This window comes from Leptolyngbya sp. FACHB-321 (assembly GCF_014695975.1).
Taxonomy (GTDB): Bacteria; Cyanobacteriota; Cyanobacteriia; order Leptolyngbyales; family Leptolyngbyaceae; genus Stenomitos.
On record NZ_JACJPI010000014.1, the window covers coordinates 18,052 to 39,954 of the forward strand.

The 21,903-nt window shown below is 49.2% G+C and carries 12 protein-coding genes and 1 pseudogene; 11 read left to right on the forward strand and 2 right to left on the reverse strand.

The window, feature by feature from the left end; translation table 11 throughout:
- Nucleotides 1–62: 62 nt before the first annotated feature.
- The 6 genes from H6F76_RS01605 to H6F76_RS01630 all read left to right on the forward strand — a co-directional run bounded on the left by H6F76_RS01605 (nt 63) and on the right by H6F76_RS01630 (nt 12,797).
- Nucleotides 63–2,855, forward strand: a complete 2,793-nt coding sequence (locus H6F76_RS01605; RefSeq protein ID WP_190505345.1) for a CHAT domain-containing protein — start codon at nt 63–65, stop codon at nt 2,853–2,855.
- 535 nt (nt 2,856–3,390) lie between these two features.
- On the forward strand, nt 3,391–4,506 hold the full coding sequence (locus tag H6F76_RS01610; protein WP_190505347.1) for a trypsin-like peptidase domain-containing protein: 1,116 nt from the start codon (nt 3,391–3,393) through the stop codon (nt 4,504–4,506).
- Between the two features lie 125 nt (nt 4,507–4,631).
- Complete coding sequence (locus H6F76_RS01615; RefSeq protein ID WP_190505349.1) at nt 4,632–7,184, forward strand: type I secretion system permease/ATPase; 2,553 nt, start codon at nt 4,632–4,634, stop codon at nt 7,182–7,184.
- Nucleotides 7,185–7,222: 38 nt separating this feature from the next.
- Nucleotides 7,223–10,495 carry a S8 family serine peptidase gene (locus H6F76_RS01620; protein WP_190505352.1) on the forward strand — a complete coding sequence of 1,091 codons (3,273 nt, stop codon included), beginning with the start codon at nt 7,223–7,225 and terminating at the stop codon, nt 10,493–10,495.
- Between the two features lie 102 nt (nt 10,496–10,597).
- Entirely contained in the window at nt 10,598–11,218 is a 621-nt protein-coding gene (locus H6F76_RS01625) for a hypothetical protein (RefSeq protein ID WP_190505354.1), read from the forward strand.
- Between the two features lie 250 nt (nt 11,219–11,468).
- Complete coding sequence (locus H6F76_RS01630; RefSeq protein WP_190505356.1) at nt 11,469–12,797, forward strand: HlyD family type I secretion periplasmic adaptor subunit; 1,329 nt, start codon at nt 11,469–11,471, stop codon at nt 12,795–12,797.
- A gap of 169 nt (nt 12,798–12,966) precedes the next feature.
- On the opposite strand, the pseudogene H6F76_RS30155 reads toward H6F76_RS01630, so the two are convergent.
- Nucleotides 12,967–13,134, reverse strand: a pseudogene (locus tag H6F76_RS30155) (IS4 family transposase); the annotation flags it as partial.
- Between the two features lie 725 nt (nt 13,135–13,859).
- Nucleotides 13,860–17,591 (reverse strand): NB-ARC domain-containing protein, encoded by a 3,732-nt coding sequence (locus tag H6F76_RS01635; protein WP_199321851.1) that lies wholly within the window; start codon nt 17,589–17,591, stop codon nt 13,860–13,862.
- Between the two features lie 347 nt (nt 17,592–17,938).
- Between H6F76_RS01635 and H6F76_RS01640 the strand changes: the two genes are divergently transcribed.
- The 5 genes from H6F76_RS01640 (at nt 17,939) to H6F76_RS01655 (ending at nt 21,624) form a co-directional block, all read left to right on the forward strand.
- Complete coding sequence (locus tag H6F76_RS01640; RefSeq protein ID WP_190505358.1) at nt 17,939–18,475, forward strand: C39 family peptidase; 537 nt, start codon at nt 17,939–17,941, stop codon at nt 18,473–18,475.
- Between the two features lie 144 nt (nt 18,476–18,619).
- Nucleotides 18,620–18,964: a hypothetical protein gene (locus H6F76_RS29475; RefSeq protein ID WP_199321852.1), complete on the forward strand. Its 345-nt coding sequence runs from the start codon at nt 18,620–18,622 to the stop codon at nt 18,962–18,964.
- 6 nt (nt 18,965–18,970) lie between these two features.
- Complete coding sequence (locus tag H6F76_RS29480; protein ID WP_199321853.1) at nt 18,971–19,393, forward strand: C39 family peptidase; 423 nt, start codon at nt 18,971–18,973, stop codon at nt 19,391–19,393.
- 79 nt (nt 19,394–19,472) lie between these two features.
- The gene (locus tag H6F76_RS01650; RefSeq protein WP_190505360.1) at nt 19,473–20,432 is read left to right on the forward strand and encodes a glycoside hydrolase family 19 protein; all 960 of its coding nucleotides are present in this window, start codon (nt 19,473–19,475) and stop codon (nt 20,430–20,432) included.
- 82 nt (nt 20,433–20,514) lie between these two features.
- Complete coding sequence (locus H6F76_RS01655; RefSeq protein ID WP_190505362.1) at nt 20,515–21,624, forward strand: hypothetical protein; 1,110 nt, start codon at nt 20,515–20,517, stop codon at nt 21,622–21,624.
- Nucleotides 21,625–21,903: the final 279 nt, after the last annotated feature.

Below are 21,903 nucleotides of genomic sequence, written 5' to 3' on the forward strand. Positions count from 1 at the left end.
CCATGCCCCGCCGTTCCTGTGTCCCTACGTCGCTAACCCCTGCAACCCAAACCTTAGAACCCATGCAACCTTCGCCCCAACGGATCAAAGCAAGCAAACGTAATGTGCGATTGCGTTTCCTTTTGCCTCTCGCCCTTTGCTTTTTGCCTGTTACTGTTTGCCTGCCTCCCCACGCCCCACCTCCCGCTGTCGCTCAGACGATCGATGCTCGGAAAGCTGAAGCCAATCGCCTCTCGAAACAAGGTCAGCAATTATTGGATGCAGGTCGTGTAAAGGAGGCGATCGCTGCGTTTGAAGCTGCCTTGAAACTGTATCAATCAATCGACGATCGCGCACAGGAAGGGGCAGTGCTTGTCATTCTTGGGTACGCATATGACAGTTTAGAGCAATTCGCCAAAGCATTAGGGTCTTACCAACAAGCCGCAGAGGTCTTCCGACAAGTTGACGATCGCAAGGCAGAAGGTATGGCTCTGACTTTTGCGGGTCGGGCTTATGCTGACTTGGGGCAACTTGCTAAAGCGCTAGAAACGGCTCAAGCTGCGTTAGTGATTACCCGACAAACTGGCGATCGAATGCTTGAAGCAACGAATCTCAGCAACATTGGAGGAATTTACACTCGCTGGGGACAGTATGCGAAGGCGGCAGAGTTTTTGGAAGCCTCATTGAAAGTGGCTCGACAAATCGATCCGAATGCGGGAGGAGTAATTCTGCTGAATCTGGGGAGTGTCTACGAGAATTTAGGTCAATATCCCAAAGCATTAGAGTTCTATCAACAAGCATTAGAGGGTTTTCAGCGCATCGACGCTCCTGTACAAGCAGGAATGTCGCTAACTCTGATGGGTCTGATTTATACAAAACAATCTCAATACGCTAAGGCAATAACCACGCATCAACAAGCCTTACAGATAATTCAACAAAGCGGTTATCGCACTGGAGAAGGAGCGATTCTCAGTAATATTGGCGATGTTTACCAGGAATTAGGACAATCCACCAGGGCACTGGAGTTTTATGAACGATCGCTGAGGATTGCACAGCAGATTAGCAATCGTGAGGGCGAGAGTATGACCCTTAATAATATGGGTAATGCTTACATGAGTCTAGGACAACGAGATAAAGCATTGACCGTGTTTGAACAAGCCCTGAAGATTCTTCAGCAGAGTAGCAATTTGGCAGGTGAAAGTAGAACGCTTATCAATATTGGCACGATTTCCTATGAGTTAGAACAACATACCAATGCCATGAAGCATTTTCAATCCGCTTTGAAAATCGCTCAGCAGATTGGTAATCGCGAAAGCGAAAAGGTCGCACTTGCTAACGTGGGTATGGTTTACAACAAACTAAGGCAATACAGTCAGGCACAGGAATCTTTTCAGCAAGCATTAAAGATTGCCCAACAAACTGACGATCGCTTGACTAAGAGTCTAATTCTCACAGGACTGGGGCAATCGCTTGCTTACTCTGGCAGCATCAATGCTGCAGAAAAAGCGTTGTATGAAGCGATCGAGATTGTCGAATCCCTGCGGGGGGGGCTAAAAGATCGAGACAAAGTTTTCCTGGCAAATCGGCTCGTCAATCCTTACCTTTGGTTGCAACTCACACTGGTTGTTCAAAACAAAACCACGGCAGCGCTCGAAGTTGCCGAGCGCGGTCGTACCCGCGCTTTTGTCGAGTTACTGGCAACGCGATTAGCAGGGGATTCCATGCCACCTCAAACCCTTCAGCGCCTGGGTCAACCGCTCTCGCTCCCTCAAATCCAACAAGTTGCCCGCCAGCAAAACGCTACATTAGTTGAATATTCGGTGGTTGGGGGAGCGTTATATATTTGGGTGATTCGTCCTACCGGACAGATCGAGTTCCGCAAAACTCGGTACAAATTCTCAACCACAGAACTGCAAGAGTTAGTGTCCGTCACTCATGATGTTCTACGGCGAGGCGTTCGTCGCTCTGGAACAACACCCACTTCAACTTCCCAGCCAACGAATGTTCGCCTCGATCAGTTTGGAGCGTATCAACTCAGAACCTTACATCAAATGCTGATTGAACCGATCGCTGACTTATTACCCAAGAATCCCAGCGATCGCGTCATCTTCATTCCACAAAACGAACTGTTATTGGTGCCTTTTCCCGCCTTACTGAATGAAAAAGGCACTTATCTGATTGAACAGCACACCCTGCTGACAGCACCTTCAATTCAGGTCTTGAGTTTTACTGACCAGAACCAACAACAACTTAACCGTACTCCAAACCGCACTGCTTTGGTGGTTGGCAATCCTACACTGCCCAAACTGTCGGAGGGTGGCCTTGTCCCTTTACCCGCAGCCGAACAAGAAGCCCGCACTGTCGCGCAGTTGCTCAAGACCACACCGCTGATTGGGGCTGCTGCAACTAAAGCAGCAGTACTCAACCAGATGCCGCAAGCACGGTTTATTCATCTCGCAACGCATGGTTTATTGACCACCAACAGTGGCAATGCACCGGGCGCGATCGTGCTTGCCCCCAACTCCCCCAACCAGGTTGATGATGGTTTACTCACCCCAACTGAAATCTTGAATATGAAGCTCAAGGCAGAGCTAGTGGTGTTAAGTGCCTGTGATACTGCCCAAGGTGATGTGACAAGCGATGGCATCGTGGGCTTGTCACGATCGCTGATTGCAGCAGGTGTACCGAGTGTGATTGTTTCCCTCTGGGCAGTTCCCGATGCCCCAACAGCAGAGTTGATGCAGACGTTTTACCTGAACTTGCAGAAACAACCCGATAAAGCTCAGGCACTCCGACAGGCAATGTTAACCACAATGACATCCCATCCCCAGCCGCGAGATTGGGCAGCATTCACGCTCATTGGAGAAGCAGAGTAACGCTGCTCTGAATAACGATCGCAATTGGGTAGGGTTGTCCGGGCGATGCCATAGGACCAGCCTACGCTGCCATTCCAGCGATCGCAGGTTAACATCATTGCCACAACTGCTGATTAATACAAACCTCAGTTCGCTTTTCACTCATGGCAGCACAGCTAGCTACTGAATTTGCGATCAACTGAGACTACAGATACTAATGACTCCGGCAGACAATCCTCTAGAAAGTAGTATTAACCCTTCAAGTTGCACTTTCCCGCAAGCATGCTTACGCACTTCCTACCACGCAATTTGTGGGTAGAACGAATGCTTTCTCAGTCCGCTTTACTTAAGCTTTAAATCAAGAACTCAAAATTCTTACTCACCGCAACCCTTCCTGCATCATTCCTAGTCTGCGGTTATCTACACTAATTTGCTCTTGTTTCGTCTCCGCGATCTCGATCGTCTCATGACACGTGATCGCTGAGTTGCTTCAGTTAGGCAACCTCATCCCAATTTTCAAGCTAAACCCTTTTACGCTTACACGGGAGAACCTCTGATGAAATTGGTAGCCAAGACTTTTACAGCGCTCAACACCCTTGCGCTCGCGCTGGTCACTCATGCCGCCTTTGCCCTTGATCCGGCAACTCTCTATCAGCGATCTAGTCCTGCGGTGGTTTCGATCGCTGCCCAAAACGGCAAAGCGTTTAATTATGGCAGTGGATTTATTGCCGATTCTAAAGGCTTCATTCTGACCAATCACCACGTGGTCGGCAAGAACAAACAAGTGGCGGTTAAGTTAACCGACGGCTCCATCTACTCAGGCATCGTAGTGTCTCGCAATGCTCAAGTTGACTTAGCCCTCGTTCAGATCCGCCCTAAAAAGCCGCTGCCAAGTTTGAGAATGCAAACAGTGCCTCCCAGAATTGGGCAAAAAGCCTATGCGATCGGTGATCCAAAGGGTTTAGAGAGAAGCCTCAGTGATGGCATCATCAGCCGCATCGACAGCAGTGGTTTGATTCAATTTACCGCGACCGCTAGCTTTGGAAGCTCTGGTGGACCATTGTTGGATGAGGATGGTCAGGTGATTGGGATTGTTAGAAGCGGCAATCCGGGCACCAATCTCAACTTTGCCATTCCTGCTGCCGCAGCAATCAACAATTTGCCAGGACAGCGAAGCATTGTAGTTCAACAAATTGGCAATTATACCCTGGCAAGTAGTCTTCAGATTAGACAAGGTAACTATCAGAAGGGGTTAAAGATATTGGACGAAGGGATTCGCCGCTATCCCAATAATGCAACGCTGTATTTGAATCGAGGTGCTGCTAAAAGCGCTCTACGCGATTACCAGGGCGCGAAAAGTGACTATTCACGTTCCATTCAGCTGCAACCGACCTCACTCGCTTATAGTAATCGAGCTAAGGTTTATACCGCTTTAAAGCAGCAGCAGCAAGCCCTTGAAGATTTCACTGAAGCCATCAGACTCAATCAGGGTTGGGGCGGCAGCAATCTTGGCGCGGCGTTCTACAGCCGCGGTGAACTTCAGGTCAAACTCGGTAACACCAAGTCTGCCCTCTCAGATTTCAAACAAGCCGCCAAGTTTTATCAACAGATTGGCAATGCAGACCGTTATCGCGCTGCCCTTGATCAGCTCACGTTGATCAGCGCTCAGTAGCGGGCGATCGCCCAGTTGAGATCGCCGGAATTCCTCATCAGAGTCACTAGCCAAAAATTCAAACTTCTGTAGCCATCTTCAATCCGTCGCAAGCATCCTCGACTATCGCATCACAGGTGAACTACATGGTTGCCCAAACAGACGTTTACACGCTCAATTTACCCTGGGATGAACTCCCGTTGAGTCTGCTTGAAGACGAACAGAAATTACACTTCCGACAACACGCGCAAATCAGCCGTCATACGACTGGCGAAGTGCTTTGGTCGAGTCAAACACCCGGTAGCCAACTGCTGCTGCTGGCTGGAAAGGTGCGGCTGGTACAAGCGCAAGGAACCTCCGCCTTGGAACCGGGAAAATCAGTGTTGCTCAAGCCAGGAGACTGGTTTGGCGATACTTTAACACTGGTCGGAGATTGGAAAGCGAGAGCCGCCAGCCAAGAAGTGGTCGTTGCGTTTTGGCAGTCGGAGCTCTGGCAAGCAGCCGACTCTCCCAGGCTGCATGATGTTTGGGCAGACCTGCGCTGGCGCTATCAACCGTTCGATCCACAACTGCCGCATCCAGCAGTGGGCTATCCCTATGTGTTTAGTCTCAGCAGCGCCGCCGCTTGCCTAACGATGACGACGCAACACTTGCAAGCGCCCATGTCGCTCAAACAAGTGCAGCGGCAAATTCAGGGACAAACCGCTCAAAATTTGGCGGCAGGGGCTGAAACAATCGGTCTTCAGTTGCATCACATTCAACAAGTTAGCTGGGCTGGACTCGATCGACTCTCGTTTCCAGCTTTGCTGCACTGGCGGCAAGAACACTGGGTTGTGGTCTATGAGGTAAACGGAAACCGCATGGTGGTAGCTGACCCGCTCCATCGGCAGCAGCGATGTGAGAGTATGCCGCGTGAGCTGGTCGAAGCGGCTTGGGATGGACAACTGTGGTTGGTAGAACCCATACCTAAAGCGGAAGCGTTTAATCTGCGTTGGTTTATCCCCGCCGTTTGGCGCTACCGCAAACTGCTAGGGGAAGTGCTGTTAGCCTCGCTGGTGCTGCAAGTGTTGGGGCTAGCCACGCCAATGCTGACCCAGGTCATCATTGACAAGGTGATTGTGCATGAGAGTTTGTCAACGCTGCATGTCGTCGCGATCGCGCTTCTCGGTGTGGGCATTTTTGAAGCCATTCTGGGTGTGATTCGCCTGTTCGTGTTCACGCATACGGCACGCCGCCTCGATCTCAGTTTGTCGTCGCAACTCTTTCGCCATTTGCTGGAACTTCCGTTGGCTTACTTTGAAGCGCGAAGGGTCGGGGATACAGTGGCACGGGCACAGGAATTAGAGAATATTCGCCAGTTTCTCACGGGAACGGCTTTGACGGTGGTGATTGATGCCGTATTCATGGTGGTTTACTTAGGCTTAATGCTGTTCTACAGCCCCAAATTAACCTTAGTCAGTTTGGCCGTGATTCCAGCCTTGGTCGGACTGATGTTGTTTACCACGCCCCTGTTGCGAAGCTGGCTGAATGAGTCCTTTAATCGTCATGCGGATAGCCAATCCTTTTTGGTCGAAACGGTGTCTGGCATTCATGCCATCAAGGCTCATTCGGCACAGTTGGCAACACGCGAACGCTGGGAGGGCTTGTTTGCTCGCTATGTGCGGACTAATTTTCGCGCCTCTACCTTGTCTAACGTCGATGGTCATGTCGGCGAGTGGTTGACCAACCTTTCTGAACTGATGATTCTCTGGTTTGGAGCGATGTTAGTGATTGAACATCATTTAACGATCGGGCAGCTAGTCGCGTTCCAGATGCTATCAGGCAAAGCGATCGCGCCTTTATTACATCTAGCTCAGCTGTGGCAAAGTTTTCAGCAAGTGTTGTTGTCAGTTGACCGCATTGGTGACATTCTCAATGAAGCGCCGGAAGCAGCGTCAGACACCGGGTTAGTGCTGCCACCTGTCCGGGGTCAAATTAGCTTCGATAAACTATTTTTCCGCTATCAGCCCGGCCTCGAAGATGTGCTGAAAGGCGTTTCGTTTGATATAGAGCCAGGAATGTTTGTCGGCATTGTGGGGCGCAGTGGCTCTGGTAAAAGTACCTTGTCGAAGCTAATTCAACGCTTATATCACCCGCGATCGGGGCGAGTCTTACTCGATGGGTTTGATATTAAAGGTGCGAACTTAGTGTCGTTGCGTCAACAAATTGGCGTGGTGCTACAAGACGATTTCCTTTTTAGCGGTAGCGTCTTCGAGAACATTTCGTTCAACAATCCTGACATCTCACCCGAGCAAGTGGTTGAGGCGGCAAAGATGGCGGCGGCTCACGACTTTATTTCGGCACTACCACAAGGTTATGAAACCTCGATCGGCGAACGCGGCACTGGGCTATCGGGTGGACAACGGCAACGCTTAGCCCTGGCACGAGTCTTCCTCTCAACGGCACCGCTTTTGATTCTTGACGAAGCCACCAGCGCCTTGGATAGCGAAACTGAACGCCAGGTCTTGCAGAATTTGCAGCGAGTTCGCAACGGGCGGACAGTGTTAATGATCACGCACCGCTTTGCACCGCTCAAACACGCCGACCAGGTTCTCGTACTCGAAAAAGGAGTTCTGATCGAGCAAGGTTCTCACGAAGAACTCTTGCAGCAAAAAGGCGCTTACTCTGTGCTGCACCAACAGCAGCAAGCAGCCGTTTAATCACCGCTCACAATTCACACAATCATCGGAGAACAATCATGAACCGCGATTCTTACTCTGACCAACAAGCTCATGCCAGTTTTCAACCCCGATCGACCCAAGCTGCGATCGACCCAACTCAACTCAGTCAGCCAGTCCATCACAGCAGTTCTACAACCGATTTGGGTTCTAACTGGCTGAACAAAGCGAGTGGCTGGGTGGCTAACAAGTTTCAGTCGGCACAAGATTTTGTGAATGGTTCGGGAGACGCGATCGCCCCCAATCAAATCCTTCCCGCTCTTAAAGGAACCGCATCACCCAATCAACCGTTAGTCGGTGTGATTGATTCGGGGTTTGGCGCGAATGAGCATGGTAGCAAAATGGCCGAAGCCATTCAAAAGGAGAATCCGCAAGCGCAAATTTGGCAGGGGAAGGGGGTCGGCACCGGCAATTGGTCAGAATCGCTCGTTGAATTTGTCGATACCGCTAAAGCAGGCGGACATTCTCGTGCCGTTGCTAACCTCAGCTTTGATCTAACCGAAGTGCATCCAGACGGCAGTACCTCCAATCGATCGCGACTTACGGCGGATGAACAATCTGCTTTAGCCTATGCTCATGACAATGATGTGCTGGTTGTTGCATCATCGGGAAATCAAGGTGGTGCTATGTCTGCTTTAGGGCAAGCCTCTCAACCCTCTGACAATTTGATTGTGGTGGGCGCAGCAAATGGGAGCGATCGCGCTTCCTATTCCAGCTATGGCAATGGCTTAGATCTGGTTGCAGAAGTGGGTTCTGCGGGAACATCACTCGCCGCCGCAAAAGTGACGGGTGCGATCGCCAGTATCTGGAGCGCCAATCCAGAGTTGAGCAGTCAGCAAGTGAATCAAATGCTCACTACCACTGCCACCGACTTAAAAGCTCCTGGCAGAGATGCCGAAACAGGTGCGGGATTGCTCAACTCAACAGGCGCGATCAATCTGGCAAAACACACCACTCCTGAAGCGATCGTGTTTTCTGGCGCTCAGCTGGTTCAGCCAGTGTCTGAGTCTTTAGGTGGCGCAACCTGGGAAAGTCGAGATGGTTCTGTGGCAAGTGAACGAACCAATTTCCCGATTGAAGGTGATGGACCACGAAGCCCTGCTCGATCAACTCCTGCACAACGAGCCGTTGCACCTCGCCGACGAGACCCTCTCACCTCCCCCCGCCCGGTTCCACCAACCCCTGCACAGCGAGCCGCTGGACAACGAGCTTTTGCACTTCACCGACAAGGGGAACGAACCCCGCTCCCCCCTCGCCCGGCTCAATCCACACCAACCCCTGCACAACGAGCCGCTGGACAACGAGCCGTTGCACTTCGCCAACAAGGGGGACGAACCCCGCTTCCTCCCCGTCCTCCGGCTCCACCAACCCCTGCACAACATGCTTTTACACTTCACCGACAAGGGGAACGAGCCCCGCTTCCCCCTCGCCCGGCTCAATCCACACCAACCCCTGCACAACGAGCTGCTGGACAACGAGCCGTTGGACAACGAGCTAATGAACTTCACCGACGAGGGGAACGAACCCCGCTCCCGCCTCAACCAACCGCTGCACAACGAGACGTTGCACTTCACCCACGAGAGGAACGAGCACCTCTCAACCCCCCTCGCCCTACTCCACCTGTTCCTGATACCAATGGATATGCAGTAGTCTCAGAGGTTGGGCATGCCGTTCTAGACGTGGTAGGGTTGACCCCAGTCGGTTTTCTTGCTGATGGACTTAATGCAGTTTGGTACGCCGCAGAAGGGGATTACGAAAATGCTGCTGTATCCGCATTGGGGGTTCTTCCCGGAGGTGAGTTTGCAACGGGTGCGAGGCTGGGTAGACGGGCTTCTGAGCTGGCTAACCGGGCTTCTGAAGTGTATGGTGCGGTAGAAGAAACCAGAGGGATTGTAGAAGGAGTGTCTGAGGTTGCCAACGGCAACTTTAACTCTGGTGACGCTGCGTTTACACTAGCTGAAACGGTTTTCTCCAGCCGTGGAAGAAGAGATCGCCCGACTGGTCCTTCAGCAGGAAATGACCGCAATGGAGAACTCAATGTCGGTGTCGCAGGTAATCCACCACCTCAGAACCCTCCCAGGAATAGTGGTTCTCCCTCACGGTCTGGCTCAGAACTGGATGCTCGTGGAAGACGCGACGATCGCGGTCGTTCAGAAGGAAATATCCGCGATCGCCAACCCATTGTGGTTGGAGGACGGAGAGGTGATCAATCCCGCCCATCTACTGCTGTAGCAACATCGAGTGGCACCACGCGCGATCGGAACTCTCGTCGCGAGATCGTTACTGTTGGAGCACGCGATCGTACTCGCCCCTCCACTGATCGTTCAACAGCAGGCAACCGCGATCGCCAACCCGTTGCGGTTGGAGGAGGCAATGGTAGGACTCGTCCTTCTAGCCCATCTACCACCGGAACAACACCGGGTGTCACTACGCACGATCGGAACTCTCGTGCTGACTCAGCCCCTGCACCTCGGTCAGGCGGTTCTGGCAATAGCAACCAACCCCCTCGGAAACCCCCTACTGGCGGTGGTGGTCGCCCTACTGGCGGATACGATGACTCTGATAACAATGGATTACCAGCAGGGAACAGTGGTAATTCCGGCAACAGTAGATCGTCCCCCAACCAACCTAGACGTGCTGACTCAGCACCTACGCCTCAGTCAGGTGGTTCTGGCAACCCATCCCCTCAAACCTCACCCGCTGGCGGGGGCGGATTTCCTTCACTCTCTGGCTCCAAACCAAACGATCCAAATACGAACAGACCTTTGGGGCAACCAAGCAACTTTGATGAAATTGAAAACTCGCCTTATCATCCATCTAACGAACTTGAGTCAGATGCTGCCGAAAGAGCTAAGACTGCTCGCGACGGTTTGGAGAAAACCAAAAAAACCCTTGCCAAAGCTGAAGACAATGAAGAAATCTTGAGTGGTTGGGCAAAAGATCCACGACGGCAGCATTTAGTGGGACAAGTAGAAAGCTTTATGAACAAGTATGAGATAGAGTTTCAAGATTCAGGAGCGTTTGATCAGGGCGAAGGTGGCAAATACAAAGCTGCACACGCTGAACGGATGGCATTCATTGAAGAGTGGCTCCGAAATCCTGACGAGCCAGTTATGGCAATTGGTGTGAATCGCGCTCTGTGCAAACCTGGTGATGGAGGGAAGAAAGGTCCAGCTGCTGCCTCATGTGAAGACTTCTTCCAAGATGCAGCAAATGTAACTGGAAAGTCGATCGTGATTGCTGACTATGACAAGGATGGCAAAGAGAGAACATTGTTTTTTCGCCCCGAATAACCAGCAGCGTCAATCAGCATTAGTGTCAGACCAGCTAGTAGGGTGGGCAATGCCCACTCTACAACTACAACCGAGAACAAACGTAGAGACTTAAGCGGATCGATGGGATTTGCAACATTCAAAGCTACAGTCCTAAATTCTTCACCAACTGGTTTTGACCTGATGCTGAAAGTTCTAGAAACAACACCCGATCGCCTGGTTATCAAGGAAAAAAGAAGTACTTGTGACGTTGCGATGCTAGTCGTTTTTCTCTACGTTACTGTCTACTTCTTGTTAATTTCAACCTTGAAAATATGGACGAATCTCGGCGTAAATGAGTCTCTTTTAGACTCTGTATACCATTTAGCAACTCATCCTCCATTGATATATCTTGCTGTCATAGGTCTACTGCTATTTCCAGCCGCCCTTGTCTCCATGCTGACTTTTGGTTCTTGGCTTCCAACAAGAATGTTTACCTTCAATCGCAAGATCCATCTTTTAACAATCAAATCTACTTGCTTGCTGGCTCAAGATTCTGAGTATTCACTTGATGAGATTCAGATCCAGTGGGTTTCGCAGTCAGTTTATGCAGGAGGACTGACAATGGTAAACATTCAGTTGTTGCAACTCATTCGCAGAAAGCAAAATGGTAAGATCCATCTCATACCAATTCGCCATACAGCACATCCAGAAACCAACGCTGTGGTTGATCTGATTCATGAATTTCTGATATCCAGGAGTTAGTTTCTAAGCTTCGACGATCATCCTCAAACCCCCAGGATTCCAGTTCAGCAATGCATTATTTGCATTCAAAACCCCATTAATTGAGTTCAGATTAACAGATTTAAAGCTTGAAATCTCAACGATCGAGTTCAAAGCTCTATTTCTCAAGTTCAGAACCTCAACGATCGCATTCATAACCTCAGCTTCCAGACTCGGATTTCAAACCATTGAGTTCAAGCTGCCGATCAAGCCACTTTAGGAGAAAGGCATCATGAAAACTCCATCAATAGCTGTGCAACGACAGCAAACCAAAGTTCAATTTGCTAATGCTCAAGACTACCTCAACTATGAATTAGGCAATGCTCAACGTCGATTGCCGCCCGTATATGTTCGGCTGCTCGGCTTTAGTATTTGTGCCCTTGTAGGTGGCACGATCGCCTGGGCAACCTTCAGCAAAGTTGATGAAGTGGCAACGGCTCCCGGACAGGTGATTCCTGCCTCCCAAGTGCAGCCGATGAGATCGCTCGCCAGTGGTCTACTGCGCGAAATCAACGTCACAGAAGGTAAGCATGTGCAAAAAGGCGATGTCTTAGTGCAGCTTGACCCGACCATTTCTCAGTCTGAAGTCGATCGGCTTGAAAAACTCTCCCACCAAAGCCGCGACACCCTAGCCCGGTTGCAAGCTGAACGCACCGGCAACACGCAAGCTGGAAGCTTGCTGCAAAACCAACTATTAGCCGCCCGCCTGCGAGAGTTTCGCGATCGCCAAGCTGCTGCTGCTGCCGAGGCTAGCCGTCAGTTAAGCCTAATCAAAACAGCACAAGTGCAAAAGACGCGGCTAGAATCCGACCTGGCACATACCAGCACCAAAACTCAGGCTTACCGCTCATTGCAACAGCAAGGAGCCGTACCCCGGTTTGACTATCTCGATGCCCAGAACAAAGTGGATTCGTTGCAAAAAGAGATCTCGGCACAGGAACAGGCGATCGAACAGGCAAAACAGGCACATCAAGCCGCGATCAAGAATGCAACTCGCTTAGCATCGGAACGGCAAAGCGAAATTCTGACCCAAATTGACAAACAACAGCAAGAACTGACCGACCTCGACGCAAAACTGACTCAAGCCCAAGCCCAACACAAGCACAGTACGGTTCGCGCTGGGGTGACGGGCACCGTCTACAACATCAAAGTCAGCAAGACGGGATCTACAGTGCAACCGGGCGATGAAGTGCTGTCGATCGTGCCCGATGGTGAAACGTTGATTCTCGAAGCCAAAGTGAAGAACCAAGACATTGGCTTTGTGCGATCGGGGATGAGAGTCAAAGTCAAGCTAGCAACCTTTCCTTATCAAGAATTTGGCATGGTGGAAGGCATCGTCAATCGGATCAGTCCCAATGCGGTGAATGAACAAAGTGGTGAATTAGCGTTTCCGGTGCAGGTGCAACTCAAGCAGCGATCGGTGAAAGCCAGCGATCGCGAAGTGCTACTCTCTCCAGGTATGGCAGCTAGTGCCGAAATTGTGACCCGTCAGAAAACCGTGATGAGCTTCTTGTTAGACCCCATCACTGCCAGCTGGGATCGAGCTTTCTCGGTGAGATAGATTGTGCGACTATACAGTTCCGTAGGGACTCAGTCCAGATACGATACTGTTAGTGAATCAATACGAGAAAATCAGCGCTAGAAGCTTGTAGAAACGCTGAGTGAAGTGGGCTGAAGTCTAGGATGGAGAGTAACCGTTTACTGAGAAGGCGTAACGGGTGACAACCAATCTAGGAAGCCTGCTGCATGAGAGATAGCGCAAAGAAGCCAAGCTGAAAATAGAGCTGTTCATAGGGTTTGAGGGCAATCAGACAGAGTACCCAAGCCTTTCATAATGCCATCCCCTAGATCCGCCGTTGCCCGTAAAGTCTCAAACTAAAGTCACTCTGTCGTGGCGTTCCGTTTGCACTTAGCGCGTAGCACAACAGAGCGCACGTTCAAGTTTATGCTGCGATCGCAGCAGCTACCTATACCAATGTGGCGCTCGCCCAGTTCAGGCAGACGTGCCCTGACTCAGTGTTTGTTCAAGCTGCTCATCCCAAAAGGTTGCTTCCACTTTGTGCCCGTCTGGATCACACATAAAGCAACCGTAGTATGGCTCACTGTCGGCTGCTATGTCCTAACCTCACTGGTTACAGCTATAAAAGGTTTTTGCCACACAACTGAACTAAATCAGTGCTGCGATCGTAGACAAACGTTCTGTTTCCTCACTAATATCTACTTGCCACTATTATTAGATGACAATGCAACTGGGCTCTTCCCAGCTTTTGGTGAAAAAGGGCGTAGCCGCTGAGCTTGATTACGAAGCTGCTAGGTTTCTAAGCTGTTGCAGAATCCAGATCACCAAAACTTGGGAAGAGCCTGCAACTGGGGAGCGAACGTCAGCAACGATGCTCCCAAACGGCAAGGACACCAGACGAGATGAGGCTGTCAATCTGCTGCACCATAAGCCAAGCCTTTGCCGCTGAATAAAGCATCCTTTTGCCAAAGTGCAACCTGAAATACTGATTCTCTCGTTGAGTGATCGTAGCTGTTTTCTACCCAATTCAGCCATCTATTTGCCGAAAGTCCAAATCTAGAGCAACCCATTGCCGAAAGTTCAAATCCCCCTTATAAGAGGAGCTTATCTTTTATCGCTAACGGCTCCTAAAGCCCTTAGAGTAATTCTTTGAGCTTCGTTGAGTCCGAGCGTCTGGCTGATGTTCATGCCTTCATAAGGGCGTGGCACTCTTAAAGTTGATGTGCACGAGCGCGTTTCCAGGCTCCAACGTTTGATTGTCTCATCAAAGCTGCCGCTGAAAAGGGATGCTGTGGCTTGGGGTAAGACGGTTTCTGGGGAATCTGTACCCACTTGATTGCCAGTATCGCGTGCAAGCGCGATCGGTTGGCACACCATTGTTGAAACTAAACCTGTATGCCCTTTCAGCACCTGGATACACTTGCCAGTTGCAACTTCCCAGTAGCGCACCGTCTGATCCAATCCACCACTGATTAAGTGCTGCTCATCGCTGTCGTAAGTGACCGTCATGACTGGCTCAGTGTGCCCTTCCAAGGTTTGCAGACATTTTCCAGTTGAGACATCCCAACGCTTGATCGTTTGGTCAAAGCTGCAACTCACTAAAGACTGTCCATCGGCACTGAAGCGCACCTGCCAAACACTATTGCTATGCCCCAGTAACGTTTGGAGACATTGCCCGGTTTGAACATCCCAGAGCTTAATGGTGGTATCAAAGCTACTGCTGGCTAACCATGCACCGTTGGGGCTAAAGGCAACCGAGATAACAGGAGCCGTGTGTTCCTCCAACGTTTGGACACATTTTCCTGCATCTAAATCCCAAAGTTTGACTGTACGATCGTAACTGCCACTGGCTAAGAGCGGTCTTTGTGGATGAAAGGCCATTGCCCAGACCCAGCTGCTATGACCCTCGAGGGTATTTAGGCAGTGTCCGGTTTGCCAGTGCCATAGCTTGATGGTGCGATCAGCGCTACCACTCGCCAGAGTAAGCTCATCGGCACAGCTACCATCATCACTGGCTTGGGGATTGAAAGCAACCGACCAAACCCGATCGCGATGCCCATGCAAGGTTTGCACACATGCTTCAGTCACCGTATCCCACAACCGGATAGTCTGGTCTTCATAGCCACTGGCTAAGTGATGACCATCAGAACTCAGAGCGAGCGCCAGTACCGCATTGGTATGTCCCTTAATCGTCTTGATACACTGCCCAGTTTTCACATCCCACAGTTTGGCAGCATGATCATCACCGCCGCTTGCTAACCATTGCCTGGTTGGACTAAACGCCACAGACCAGACGCGATTGCCATGCCCGTGCAGTGTTCTAGTACATTGCCCAGTTTCGGCTTCCCAAAGCTTCAGAGTTTGATCGTAACTACTGCTAGCAAGACACTGCCCGTCTGGACTATAAGTGACCGTGGTAATGGTGCTGGTATGGCCAGACAACGTTTTCAGGCAGTCCCCTGTCTCTCTATCCCAGATTTTGACGGTATGGTCGAAACTGCCACTTGCCAGATGCTTACCGTCAGGACTATAGGCGAGCGCTTTCACCCAGCCTTGATGCCCAGTCAAGGTTTTCATACATTGTCCTGTTCTCCAGTCCCACAGCTTGATGGTCTGATCTTCAGAACAACTTGCCAGCGTTTGACCATCCGGGCTAAAGACCACAGACCAGACTCGTCCTTGATGTCCCAACAGTTGAAGGCAGTCACTTACTACGCCCAGGCGACTTTTGTAGGCAATGGCTTGGGCTAAATCTCCAGGGGCTTGGAGGTGCCATAACCGAATTGTGGCGTCTTGAGAACTGGTGGCGATGTGCTGCCCATCGGAACTGACGGCGATCGCATTAACAGAGTAGGTGTGTCCGACAAAGGTTTTTAGGCAGTCGCCTGTGTGGACATCCCAAAGTTTGACCAGATAATCATCACTGGCACTGACCAGAAATTGTCCATTAGGGCTGAAGGCAACGGCCCAGGTCCAGTGTTTGTGTCCTTTACAGATGACAAGCTGCCGTCCACTGGGTATGTCCCAAAGCTGAATTGCACCACTAGTATCACTGGTAGCTAAACGCTTGCCATCTGGACTAAAAGCAACACAAGCTACTCCTCCAAACGTCTCCGCGAACACCGATTGTGCCATTTTGCAGTGGGAAAAGTTAGCTCGATGTAAGCTGACGTTGGGTAGGTAGGCCTGGCGAATCGTTAGATTGGAAAAGTTGCAATCGTTCAAATCACTATGCAACTGCCAGAATAAATTCAGCAAATTCCCTGCGGCATAACCGCCATCTATCGGTTTGACGCGTACAGCCGCTAGCAGATGATGAAGGTGGTTCTTGAGGTTCTGTTGATTGCCAAAGGCTGCTAGGAGCTTCTCTTTAACGGGTTGCAGAATTAAACGAATTTGGGCTTCGCGAATGTAATCTTTGGCTTGCGCTTTGATCAGGGCATAACGATCGAAGAAGATCCATGCGTGAGTCGAAAGGTCGTAGTAGAAACGTTTCACTAATTGCTCGGTCATGTACTCCATGACAACGGGCTGTTGCGAAAAGCCCACGGCATTCGTTTCAATCAATGAGCGGGCTTGTAAGGAGGCTACGGCTTCCAACACATTTCGTGGTGTGGCTTGGGGGACAATATCTTCTTGTAATGATTCCAGGGAAACCCATTCACGACAGATGGCTAGCCAGTACATCACCTGTTGCTCTAGATCAGACAGACGGTTGAGTTGTTGATCCAGAAGCTCGCTAATGTCGCCAAAGACAATGCTTCCCTGGGTTAAGAAGGTCTCAATCTTGCCGTGAAACAGCGATCGGATCGTTGCGGCGGCAATCTTCAGTGCTAGCGGGTTCCCGCTGTAGTGTTCAACCAATTGGTGGCAGTCGGCATCGGACTCCAGCAAACCTTTCTCAGTCAGAATCTTTTGTCCTTCAAAAGTAGATAGTCCGACTAATTGCAGCGATCGTACCGGTAGCGTGTCCCCTTCTCGTAGGCTGACTTCTGCTGGTCTCTCTCGACTGGTCAAAACCAAACAGCTTTGGTGCCGTTCATCACTCACTCGCTCGAGCAGACGACTGTAAGCTTCATAACCCTGCCGATACCGCCCGGTATGTTGACCACTTTGGAAGATTGCTTCCACGTTGTCCAAGATCAACAGACAGCGCTGCTGGCGCAGGTATTTCATCAAGCACGAGATCTGGGCGTCAGCTGCTTCCGGTAATTTCATCACCGCTTGATCTGAAAGAACCGAAATTAAGTCTGCCAGCAGCTCTTGCAGCGAGGGAGCATGACGCAAACTGCGCCAAATGAGATAGTCAAATTCGTCCTTTACCTGTTCCCCTAATTTGACGGACAGCGCTGTTTTGCCCATGCCACCCATGCCCAAAATAGTGACTACATGGCAGCGATCGTGCTGAACCCACTGGACAAGTTGCGCTAATTCATTAGTGCGATTGTAGAAAATGGAAACGTCGATCGCCTCTCCCCAATCAACGCGATTTTGGATTTTAGCTTCTGGATTTTGGATTGCTTCGCTAGTTCCTATTTTCTGTTCCTGCTTCCCCAGCTGTATCGATCGCTTCAGAATTGTCTGAAAATTGCGTCGTGTGACCCTCTGCCCCAGTGCTTCTGACAACAGTTGCCATAGCTCGGAGCCAGTGTCCTTGATATAACCCAGTGTATAGCCAGATTCATCAGCAATTTCTTTGTACGATCGACCTTCCCAGGCTTGCTCAAAAACAGTTTGTTGAATCTTATTTAAACTTTCTGGTGCTAAAACCTGTTCTAAAAATTCCAGTCCTTCTTTGGCTGTCACGGTTCCAACGTCCTGACGCACAGGTGACATAACAACACTACTCTGCGGTAAGTTTTCCTGACACACCCTAAATCGTTAGGGTCATTGCACACCTGATTGCTTTTTATTAAGCGAGCTTTTGTGAATTTTATATTGCTCTTCAGAGAAATACCACGCTGCAATCTGACTCTCAGGAAATCTATCAGGGTTATTTCCGGTTTGTATCCAAATTTAACTAAACTTCTCAGTAATTCCTCTGACCTCTAATCCGACTTTTATCCGACCTTCTCCCGACTGCCAAAGTTTATGAGCGGTAGCTAGGTTGAATGGAACAGTTTGAATCCTTGCCAACTCAGTTAGTTCCTTTCAACAACCTTCCATTTCAAAGGACTCCCTCCATGACATTAAAAATCAAGTACGTCCCACAACCCAATTCGGATTTTTGCCAGAGTGCTTGTATTGCAATGGCACTAGGCACCGACGACATTCACGGGATTCGCAATGCTTTAGTATCGCAAGGTATAGCAGGCGATCCAGCAGTAATGGCGGACTATCTCCGTCCTCGTGTCAAGTCTTACAAATTCCTTATAGATGGCTCTTTGAACGACGCAAAAAAAGCTCTTGATGACGAGTGTGTCGTGATTACTCACGGTTGGTTTACCCGTATAGGTCATGTCATTACACTCGTTGGGTATGAGCCTGACCCAAACACAATGTCTTATCGCTTTATCGTTCACGATCCGTGGGCAGAGTATAACTTTCCAAAGGGTGACCACGACGACTCGAAAATAGGCGAAAGTGTTCGATACTCCAGCTATGGCATGTACGCTACTTGTGTCAATTCTGCTGACTACGATCATGCTCTTGAAATTTACAGCAAGAAGAGATTGCTGTCCACTGAAGAAAATGCATGGCTACACATCATTAAGCCCTGATTTTCCATTAATTCCGCAGTAGGGCTACGTGTGAATGACACTAACAGAAGCTAGAACTCCAATGAGCAGAGGGTTCAAAGCTGACTACCTAGTCTTTACGGTAGCTAAATCAGAAAGTATTTCCAGAAAATTAAGGAGTGGAGAATGCCCACATATACTTTAAGAGCCTTGAAAGACACTGGTATCAAATTACAGCCGATTCCAAGCGACCAGTTAGATCAGTCTGACGTTCAGCCTCTTGATTCAGGAACAGTGCTCACCTTGCATAGCTATATTTACAATGAGCAAAATAGGCACTACAAAGTTGCCTTTCTCACAGATTCTTTCCAGGGAAGGAATACCTGGTGGGCTTTTGAGGAGCATGTAGAGATAGCAAGGGATGGAGTTGTTCTACCTCAAGGGCAATCTGAAGAGAAGAAGCTTAATGTCGGCTGGCGCAGTCAGTTAGACAACCGATTCAATCCTAGTATTACCTGTAATGTCACTTAAGTTGCCATGTGCCTTGGTTACCTGGGACATCCAAATCCAACCGGAGAACAGTTGGAAGATGAATTGTATCAGTACTGTGAAAACCACAGCTTGAACCGGGAGGCACCGACAGATCTAGCAACCTTAATTCAGCGATACGGGTATGCAGATGATTTGCAAATGAATGGTCACTGGAAAGACATCAAACCTTGGTTGAATAAAGGCAATCCAGTGATTGTTCATGGAGACTTTACTGCCAGGGGACACATTGTTGTCATTATTGGCTACAACGCTAGAGGCTGGATTGTTAACGACCCCTACGGCGAATGGTTCTCGGATGGATACGATACCAACGCTAGCGGTGCTGGTTTAACCTACTCCTATGGAATGATGGAACGAATTTGCCATCCCAGTGGAGACCTCTGGGTTCATTACGTTTACAAGCCATAAAGGCTTGAACGGTTTATAGATTTCTTGAAAATACGAATCAGTTTTCTGATTAAGCCCAAATAAATACTGGAGATTCTCAATGAATTCTGATGAACAGAGAGCTTATCGGCAGCTTGGCTTGGATCGTTTAGAACAATTGCTAATGCAACTTCCAGAACGAGCCTTTGCAGCTGATTTCTTTGTTGATAGCTCAATCCGCGCCTTGTCCAATTTGCCTACTCGCCCAGATGGAGCTTTACCTTATGAAGGTCTTTATGGTGCAGGTAAAGCTTTTGATGACTACCGAGATATTGCGACCGATCGCTTGGAAGAATTGCTGATATCTCTATCCGGCTTCAAAGACATTGACGAGGGGGTAGATCAACAAATTCGGTTACTTTCCAATCTACCCCCCAAAGCTGCTGGTGTTGCTCCTTATGTGCGCCTATTCAACCTACGTTCAGCAGCACCTGATCCAGATGATAGGGCACTACAGTCTCTTGATATTGAATCTAATGAAGAGTTTGTTACTACGGATATGCTGCTTCAAATTGTTGGCAGTAATGAACTTGTTAGTCGGATCAAGATGATGACACCAGGAATGAACGCAACACTTAAGCGTTATCAGATCAACTCAAAGTTGCGTATCGCTCACTTTCTGGCACAGGTCATCCACGAGAGCGGTGGCTTTCGATGGTTGCGAGAGCTTTGGGGACCAACAGAAGCTCAGGAATGGTATGAGGGTAGACGCGATTTAGGTAACAATCATCCCGGTGATGGTTTCCGTTTCAGAGGTCGAGGAATAATTCAGTTGACTGGTCGAGCTAACTACCAAAAGTTCTTTGATGAACTCGGAGTTGATGTTGTCAGTAAGCCTGAATTAGTGGAGAACTTTCCACACGCTGTCTTAGCAGCAGGATGGTTTTGGAAGGGTAAAAGTATTAATGATCCAGCAGATCAAGATAATGTGCGTGAAGTAACGCGAAGAGTCAATGGTGGCTTTAATGGATTGGCAGAACGCATTGCGATCCTAGAGCGGGCCAAACTTGTCTTAAGTTAAGAACCGCTATCACAGCAAGGCGCAAATCCTGAGCCTTATGACGGATTGACACTATAAGCAAAACAAGGAGGCTTTTTAGACCATGAAATACAAGATAGGCACCTTTTTAGGATTGGTTCTGTCTACAAGTCTGACTGTTACAGCCGCATATTGCCAAAATCCCCCAAGTTCTATTCCCTCTTCTACATCAAGTTCTGGTTTCAACGAAGGGGATGTCATTGATTACAGAAACGATGGTACAGGAAAAGTTATACCTATCAAACGTAAAGGAGGTGTACTTAAGGGTTTAGATACACCATACATTGGTGATCAAGAATTTTGGCTGGCACTGGGTATAACCGTCGCTGCTGGGATTTTAGGAGGGTTTGTTGCAGAATTAATTAATCTAAACGGCAACATTGAGCGACCTCATAAACCGAGTGATGATGAGTGGGCTGCGAGAGCTGCTGATACTAGCGGTCGCGATGCCAATTATAAAAATGTAATTGATTTAGGCATCTTTGCAAGATTGAGTATTGGTGGTCTAGCTGCTCCTGCAGCAATGGTCTTCTTGAAACCTGTCAGTGTCTTTGCTCTATTTGGCACGTCGGTAGTTGCTGGTTCAGCAGGTGCTGCCATCTTTATTGCTTTACAAGAGCGAATTAAAACAGTCATTGCTGAGCAACAAAAAGCTGTGGCTGTAGCTGTAGCTGAGAAAGAGAAAGAACATGCACAAGAACCAGCTAGGCAGGAGAAGTTGAAACAGAGCGCTCAGCTGCTCTTGATTAAATTAAACGAAGCTGCAACAAAGCTAGAAAAAATCGAGGAAGAACTGAGACGACAGTCAGAAACCAAATCAGAAAATTGCAACATCTTAATGTTTCAGAATGAGGCTGGTTTAAACCCAAATGACTTCAAAGAAGTATGGAGCTTATTGAATGAAGTTAAAGGGGTCGATACACAAATAGGAGATAAAATTACTAAGCCTTTCAAAGTGCTAGAGCAGACGATAAATAGCTTGTCTACATCCACAGAGGGTGAAGTTACCATCACAATTGGTAAAGGTAAGAAGCTTGATCTCGAAGTTCTCAATCAAGTGAAGAAGCACTTAAATGAAGCCAAAGGCGAGGTTAACGCCATAGCTGAAGATGAACTAATTTCCTTGACGGCTAAAACACCAACAAAACCCACCTTTCAGCCTGCATCCTCTTAATCATCCGTATAGTTTGCTGGCGCTCGTCTAGGTTAAGCTTACGTAGCTCTGTCATTAACCTACGGGAACTTGCCCATCTGCCTTGGTCGTTCCTCCAGTTCCTTAAAAGGCGTGATCGTATTTCTAGAAAACATATTAAGTAGGTAGCCTTAATTAATTGTAAGAAGGGGGGGTGGGGGCTTTGTCCTCATGCAAGGGGGGCAACCCCTACATCCCCAAAAGCATCTCTGGTTTAATTACACCGAGCTACTTAGCTTTGGCGATCGCACTTGCTCAAGC

What these genes read in the sequence shown, in the direction of transcription:
- H6F76_RS01605 (WP_190505345.1), top strand. Translation starts at nt 63, where the DNA reads ATGCAACCTTCGCCCCAACGGATCAAAGCAAGCAAACGTAATGTGCGA.
- H6F76_RS01610 (WP_190505347.1), top strand. Translation starts at nt 3,391, where the DNA reads ATGAAATTGGTAGCCAAGACTTTTACAGCGCTCAACACCCTTGCGCTC.
- H6F76_RS01615 (WP_190505349.1), top strand. Translation starts at nt 4,632, where the DNA reads ATGGTTGCCCAAACAGACGTTTACACGCTCAATTTACCCTGGGATGAA.
- H6F76_RS01620 (WP_190505352.1), top strand. Translation starts at nt 7,223, where the DNA reads ATGAACCGCGATTCTTACTCTGACCAACAAGCTCATGCCAGTTTTCAA.
- H6F76_RS01625 (WP_190505354.1), top strand. Translation starts at nt 10,598, where the DNA reads ATGGGATTTGCAACATTCAAAGCTACAGTCCTAAATTCTTCACCAACT.
- H6F76_RS01630 (WP_190505356.1), top strand. Translation starts at nt 11,469, where the DNA reads ATGAAAACTCCATCAATAGCTGTGCAACGACAGCAAACCAAAGTTCAA.
- H6F76_RS01635 (WP_199321851.1), bottom strand. Translation starts at nt 17,591, where the DNA reads ATGTCACCTGTGCGTCAGGACGTTGGAACCGTGACAGCCAAAGAAGGA.
- H6F76_RS01640 (WP_190505358.1), top strand. Translation starts at nt 17,939, where the DNA reads ATGACATTAAAAATCAAGTACGTCCCACAACCCAATTCGGATTTTTGC.
- H6F76_RS29475 (WP_199321852.1), top strand. Translation starts at nt 18,620, where the DNA reads ATGCCCACATATACTTTAAGAGCCTTGAAAGACACTGGTATCAAATTA.
- H6F76_RS29480 (WP_199321853.1), top strand. Translation starts at nt 18,971, where the DNA reads ATGTGCCTTGGTTACCTGGGACATCCAAATCCAACCGGAGAACAGTTG.
- H6F76_RS01650 (WP_190505360.1), top strand. Translation starts at nt 19,473, where the DNA reads ATGAATTCTGATGAACAGAGAGCTTATCGGCAGCTTGGCTTGGATCGT.
- H6F76_RS01655 (WP_190505362.1), top strand. Translation starts at nt 20,515, where the DNA reads ATGAAATACAAGATAGGCACCTTTTTAGGATTGGTTCTGTCTACAAGT.